Annotated in this window: 5 protein-coding genes; 3 read left to right on the top strand and 2 right to left on the bottom strand. The window is 65.8% G+C overall.

From position 1 onward, the window contains the following. Both WAW85_RS13525 and WAW85_RS13520 read left to right on the top strand, forming a co-directional pair. Positions 1-402: alpha/beta hydrolase (locus WAW85_RS13525; RefSeq protein WP_422560124.1), on the top strand; the 402-nt coding region annotated here is incomplete at its 5' end. Between the two features lie 89 nt (positions 403-491). After that, complete coding sequence (locus tag WAW85_RS13520) at positions 492-1,628, top strand: glycosyltransferase family 87 protein (RefSeq protein WP_422560125.1); 1,137 nt, start codon at positions 492-494, stop codon at positions 1,626-1,628. Positions 1,629-1,645: 17 nt separating this feature from the next. Here WAW85_RS13520 and WAW85_RS13515 read toward each other — a convergent pair whose 3' ends face one another. Next, positions 1,646-2,434, bottom strand: a complete 789-nt coding sequence (locus WAW85_RS13515; RefSeq protein WP_422560123.1) for a thioesterase family protein — start codon at positions 2,432-2,434, stop codon at positions 1,646-1,648. 72 nt (positions 2,435-2,506) lie between these two features. Here WAW85_RS13515 and msrB point away from each other — a divergent pair, with 72 nt between their 5' ends. Further along, a complete protein-coding gene (msrB, locus tag WAW85_RS13510; RefSeq protein WP_422560122.1) occupies positions 2,507-2,932 on the top strand; it encodes a peptide-methionine (R)-S-oxide reductase MsrB in 426 nt (141 codons plus the stop codon). A gap of 10 nt (positions 2,933-2,942) precedes the next feature. Here msrB and hemQ read toward each other — a convergent pair whose 3' ends face one another. After that, on the bottom strand, positions 2,943-3,656 hold the full coding sequence (gene hemQ, locus WAW85_RS13505) for a hydrogen peroxide-dependent heme synthase (protein ID WP_422560121.1): 714 nt from the start codon (positions 3,654-3,656) through the stop codon (positions 2,943-2,945). Positions 3,657-3,778: the final 122 nt, after the last annotated feature.

Raw genomic sequence — 3,778 nt, 5'->3', positions numbered from 1 at the left:
CTGCTGTCGCGCTGCAACGACTTGGGCGGGCGCGCCGGTCTGGCCGAGGTCGGGCAATTGGCCGAGCGGTGGGGACGCGAGGCGCCGATGACCGCCAATACCGCCGCGCTGTCGCTGGCCCGCTGCGACGGCTGGGGTGTCGCCGAACCGGCGCCCGCCCCGTCGTCGTTCCCGGTGCCAATCCTGCTCCTGCTGGGCCAGAATGATCCGATCAACGGGCGCAAAGCCGCCGATGCGCTGGCCCCGATGCTGGTGACCTCCGGAGCCGACGCCACCTACGTGAGCTGGGACGGCCTGGGATATTCGGTGCTGGCCCGCAGTGACTGCGCGGCCACCTTGGTCAACGAGTATCTCGGTGACGCGGGCCTCACCGGCGCCGCCGAGCGCGCATGTCCTGCCTGATCGGTGCCCGTGGATGTAGTAGGTTGCCTCACGTGAGCGCGATTGATCGGACCCTGTACCCGCGGGTGGACACCCAGCGGGTTATCTCGATGATCTTGTGGCCGATCAGCGTCATGATGATCTTCCATCGGAGCGTCTTCCTAGCGATCAACGGTGCCCGCACCGACGACTTCACGACGGTGTACAACGCTTCGCTGAACTTTCTCAACCGGCGGCCGGTCTACGCCGAGAACTACACGACAGTCGATCCGCACTACCTGTACCCGCCGTCGGGCACGCTGCTGATGGCGCCCCTGTCGATCCTGAATCCGCAGGATGCACGCTGGACGTTCATCGCCGTCTCGGTGATCGTGCTCATCGTCTGCGCCTACCTGCTGACTCGGATGTTCGGCTACTCGGCGAACTCGTGGGTGTTTCCGGCCGTGCTCTTCTTCTTTTTCAGCACCGAGACCGTCGCCAACACCCTCATCTTCACCAACTTCAACGCCTTCGTGCTGCTCGGTCTGCTCGCCTTCCTGATGCTGCTGCGATCCGATCGCGACCTCTGGGCCGGGGTGGCGATCGGCTTGACCTTGGCCGTCAAACCAGTGCTCGCACCGCTACTGCTCCTGCCGCTGCTGCAGCGCAAATGGAAGCCGCTGGTGACCGCAATCGGCATTCCACTGGTCCTGAACATGCTGGCGTGGCCGCTGATCGTCGACGCCACGGACTTCATCAGTCGGACCGCGCCGTACCTCTTCGCCACCCGGGACTATTACAACAGCTCGATCTCCGGGAACGGCATGTACTTTGGCATCGACGGTTGGCTGATCATCCTGCTGCGCGTCATGTTCACGCTGATGGCGGTGTTCTCGCTGTGGTTCCTGTACCGCTACTACCGCGAATCGAACGAGTTGCTCTGGCTGACCACCTCGTCGGGTGTGCTGCTGTGCACGCTGTTCCTGGTCAGTTCACTCGGCCAGGGCTACTATTCGATGCTCCTGTTCCCGCTCGTCATGACGGTCTTCCTGCCCGGCTCGGTAATGCGCAACTGGCCCGCCTGGCTAGCGGTCTACGGCTGCATGACTTTTGACGTGTTCGCCTCCACGCAATGGCGCGCGTTTGGCCGATACCTGGAGTACAACAAGGTGCCGATGGGCTGGTCGTTGCTCATGATCGTGGTGTTCTGCGTCCTACTGTTCCGCTGGCTGGACTTGCGGGCTGCTGCGCGCGTCGCTGCCGCCTGACGCGAGCAGCGCGGGGATTAGCTCAGCCGTTTACGCACGGTGAGGGACTGCGCCAGCATGCCCACCGGCCCCTTCTCATCGTGCAGGACGCTACTGGTCAGCCCGATTCCGTGCGGACCGAACGCTACTGTGGTGTCCAGACCGAGCCAGCGGCCGACCGGTGTGCGGAACAGGTGCGCGGTCAGGTCGACGTTGGGGTACATCCACTCGCGCGGATCCTGGCGCCACGAAATACCGTTCGCTGTGTCGAAGAGCTTCGCGAACTCGCCGAGCGCGGTGGCGTCCTCGCCGTCGATCAGGTCGACGTCGGTAGTAACCCATACCCGTGCCCGGCCCGGCCGCGTGTCATCGGACTGGACGGCGGTCACGGTGGAGATCATGCCGCCCTCCCACTGCTTGAGTAACGACGGCGTTGTGAATGCAGCCGGCGGTGGGAGCGGTGCGTACTCGTTCTCGGCGACCGCTGCAGTGTCGGAGGTCTGCAGCAGCCAGGCACGCGCCCGAATCGTCGTCCGTCCGCCGATCACCGCGGTCGCCTCGACCAGCTCGATGGTGCGGCCCGGCCGGATCACCTCGATACTCAACTCGATCGCCTCGCGCGCGATCTGGCCGAGCACCTCGATGCTGAACCGGCTGAACAGAAGATGCGGGGCGTGCTGGCGGCGCCAGCGTTCCAGGTAGTCGATCACCAGTCCGGCAACCGGGGCCAGATGGAGCTCGTCGTCGCGCCACGCTCCCGACGCGAGCAGGGTCGGCCGGAAACAGTCGGCGTCGACCCGGGTGAAGTAGCTACCGCGTGCACTCATGCTGCCAAGCTAACGCACCAGCGGCCCGGTGTGGCCCGCACCTCGACGGGTGGGCGCGCTACCGTGGAAACCATGACCGATCACGCATCTGAGCTTCCGGCCGACCTCACCGCACTCACCGACGCCGACTGGCGACAGCGGTTGAGTCCGGCCGAATTCCGGGTGCTGCGGCAGGCTGGCACCGAGGCGGCGTTCACCGGTGAATACACCGATGCCACCGGCACCGGCGTCTACCGGTGCCGCGCCTGCGGCAACGAACTCTTCCGCTCGGACGCCAAGTTCGCCTCGCACTGCGGCTGGCCGTCGTTCTTTACGCCGCTCGCCGGGGACGCGGTGATCGAGCGGCGCGATGACTCGCTCGGCATGAGCCGCGTGGAGATCGTGTGCGCGCACTGTGAGAGCCACCTGGGCCACGTCTTTGCCGGCGAAGGCTATGACACCCCCACCGACCTGCGGTATTGCATCAACTCGATCAGCCTGACCTTCGACGAGGCGTGATCGGGCCGGGCTACGGGAGGGCCGCGACCAGCTCGGCGACGCCAATCCGCGGGCCGGTGAAGAAGGGGATCTCCACCCGGACGTGGTAGCGGGCTTCGGTCGCGCGCAGGTCACGCATCAAGTCCACGATGCGGTGCAGCTCCGGAGCCTCGAAGGCCAGCAGCCATTCGTAGTCGCCGAGCGCGAACGCCGGGACAGTGTTGGCCCGGACGTCCTTGTATCCGCGGGCCGCCTTACCGTGGTCGGCGAGCATCTTGCGACGGTCTTCGTCGGGTAGCAGATACCACTCGAACGACCGCACAAACGGGTAGACGCAGATGTACGCGCCCGGGTCCTCACCGGCCAAGAACGCCGGAATGTGACTCTTGTTGAACTCGGCAGGTCGGTGCAACGCCGCAGCACTCCACACCGGCTCGCTGAGCCGGCCCAGCACAGTCTCACGCAGGAAGGCCTTGTACGCGTTCTGCAGCTGTTCGATGGTTTCGGCGTGCCACCAAATCATGAAATCGGCGTCGCCGCGCATACCGGAGACGTCGTACACCCCGCGCACCACCACGTCGTCGCCCGCCAGCGTGGCCAGAAAGCTTTCCAGGTCAGCGGCGGCCTCGCCGCGATCGGTACCCGCCCCGACGGCCACGGCGAGTTCCCCCGCCCGGACTTTGAAGACCGAGAACATCAGGTAGCGGACGGTGGAATTGAGTTCGTCATAGTCCAAGCGAGCCATGGCACCCATCCTGCCACCGCCGCCCACACCCCGGTCAGTCAGCCCATCAAGTACCGAGATGCGCGACGATGCGCCTCGCCGCACGCCGGGCCGAGGCGATGCACGCGGGCACCCCGACGCCC

Source organism: Gordonia sp. (in: high G+C Gram-positive bacteria) (assembly GCF_049299075.1).
GTDB lineage: Bacteria > Actinomycetota > Actinomycetes > Mycobacteriales > Mycobacteriaceae > Gordonia.
Note: the sequence above shows the minus strand (reverse complement) of the source record. Positions and strands in the feature narration are given on the sequence as shown.

Bases quoted from the DNA above. Each gene is read 5' to 3' on its own strand.
- WAW85_RS13520 (WP_422560125.1), top strand. From the start codon at position 492: ATGATCTTGTGGCCGATCAGCGTCATGATGATCTTCCATCGGAGCGTC.
- hemQ (WP_422560121.1), bottom strand. From the start codon at position 3,656: ATGGCTCGCTTGGACTATGACGAACTCAATTCCACCGTCCGCTACCTG.
- msrB (WP_422560122.1), top strand. From the start codon at position 2,507: ATGACCGATCACGCATCTGAGCTTCCGGCCGACCTCACCGCACTCACC.
- WAW85_RS13515 (WP_422560123.1), bottom strand. From the start codon at position 2,434: ATGAGTGCACGCGGTAGCTACTTCACCCGGGTCGACGCCGACTGTTTC.